Annotated in this window: 1 protein-coding gene and 1 pseudogene; both read right to left on the reverse strand. The window is 69.2% G+C overall.

The window, feature by feature from the left end:
- Positions 1 to 32: 32 nt before the first annotated feature.
- The gene (gene nadA / locus LPZ50_RS24240; RefSeq protein WP_230665395.1) at positions 33 to 1,184 is read right to left on the reverse strand and encodes a quinolinate synthase NadA; all 1,152 of its coding nucleotides are present in this window, start codon (positions 1,182 to 1,184) and stop codon (positions 33 to 35) included.
- A gap of 170 nt (positions 1,185 to 1,354) precedes the next feature.
- Positions 1,355 to 1,938 (reverse strand): annotated as a pseudogene (locus LPZ50_RS24245) (LysR family substrate-binding domain-containing protein).
- Between the last annotated feature and the right edge of the window lie 94 nt (positions 1,939 to 2,032).

The raw sequence follows: 2,032 nt of genomic DNA on the forward strand, positions 1-2,032 counted from the left end.
ATAAGCACGTCATAGGCCATGGTGGTGTCTCCTCAGGCCGGGCCCACGTTGCCGTACAGGGCCGTGTCGCGCGCCATGTCGCCGCTGGCGCGCACGCGCTGCTTGCGCTGTTCGGCGAAGGCCAGCATGCGGTCGATGGGCACCTTGGCGCGCCGGCCCAGGGCCGGGTCCAGCGTGATCTCGTTGCGGCCGTGCTCCAGTGCATGGGCCAGGCCGGCCAGTTCGTTCATGGCCATCCAGGGGCAATGCGCGCAGCTTTTGCAGGTGGCGCTGTTGCCGGCGGTGGGAGCGGCCACGAATGTCTTGCCGGGCGCGGCGGCGCGCATCTTGTGCAGAATGCCCTGGTCGGTGGCCACGATGAAATGCGCCGCATCCAGGCGGCGCGCCGCGTCGATCAATTGCGTGGTGGATCCCACCACGTCGGCCTGCGCCAGCACCGGCTGCGGCGATTCCGGATGCGCCAGCACCCTGGCCTGGGGATAGTCGGCGCGCAGCAGTTCCAGTTCGGTGCCCTTGAATTCATCGTGCACGATGCAGGCGCCCTGCCACAGCAGCATGTCCGCGCCAGTCTGGCGCTGCACATAGCTGCCCAGGTGGCGGTCGGGGGCCCACAGAATGCGTTCGCCGCGCGCATGCAGGTCGGCAATGACGTCCAGCGCGATGGACGACGTCACCACCCAGTCGGCGCGCGCCTTCACGGCCGCGCTGGTGTTGGCGTACACCACCACGGTGCGGTCGGGATGCGCGTCGCACCAGGCGGCAAAATCGTCTTCGGGGCAGCCCAGGTCCAGCGAGCAGGTGGCTTGCAGGTCGGGCATCAGGATGCGCTTGGACGGGCTGAGGATCTTGGCTGTTTCGCCCATGAAGCGCACGCCGGCCACCACCAGTGTATCGGCCGGGTGGTCGCGTCCGAAGCGGGCCATTTCCAGCGAATCGCCCACGCAGCCGCCCGTGGCCTCGGCCAGTTCCTGCAGGTCGGCGTCGACGTAGTAATGGGCTACCAGTGCGGCGCGGTGGCGGGCCAGCAGCGCGCGGATCTGTTCGATGACGGCGGGCTTGCGCGCCGCGGATAGCGGTTCGGGCACGCGTGCCCAGGCCTGGCCCACGGTGGTGGGACAGCTCGATGCCTGGGCAGGCATCAGGGGCAGATCGAATTCAACCGGCCGGGTGGCGGGTGTGTGCATGGCGGGTCTCCGGCGGCGGCCCGGTCGGGGCAGCCTAATTATGCTCAATACGAGTATTTATGGGCCAAAAAAAGAGGAGCTCCATTTATGCTACGTCTGAGCATAAGTAGGTGTCAAGCCCCCCGCCGCCGTATTGCCCCCGGGCGCATCCCACCCCGGTCCTGGGCGATTCAGGCGCGCCAATGCCGCGCGGTTTCAATGAAGCGTTGCGTGGCGGGCGCCGGCTCGCCACGCCAGCCCAGCGCGAAGGGCAGCACGGGCGCTGCGGGACGCAAGGGCCGGAAAACGATGTCCGGCCGGGGCAGGCGTGACATGCCTTCGGTGACCAGCCCCATGCCGATGCCGGCGGACACCAGCGCGGTCAGCGAGGTCATGGGCGTCACTTCCTGCACGATATTCGGGCTGACGTCTGCGCGCTGGAACAGCGCGATGACACGGTCGTAGATGCTGGGGCCGACGCTGCGCGGGGCGATCAGGAAAGGCTCGCCGGCCAGTTCGTGCACGGCCACGGTCTTGCGGCGCGCCAGGCGGTGGGCGGCGGGCAGCGCCAGTACCAGGCGTTCGCCCGGCAGGCGCGCGGTGCTCAGTCCCGGGGTGTCAGCGGCGGGTGCAAGACCGCGACGTCGATGGCATCAGCCGCCAGCGCGGTTTCCAGCGACGGCGAATTCATTTCCGTGAGCTCTACGTGTACGGCAGGGTAGCGGGCCCGGAAATCGCGCACACAATGCGGCACCAGGCCGTACAGGGCCAGCACGGTGAACCCGATGCGCAGCAACCCGGCTTCGCCACGCGCGGCGCGGCGGGCCTGCTCTTTGCCCGCCGCGGCCTGCGCGATGGCGGCGCGCGCG

The sequence above is a fragment of the Bordetella petrii genome, assembly GCF_020991325.1.
GTDB lineage: Bacteria > Pseudomonadota > Gammaproteobacteria > Burkholderiales > Burkholderiaceae_B > Bordetella_A > Bordetella_A petrii_E.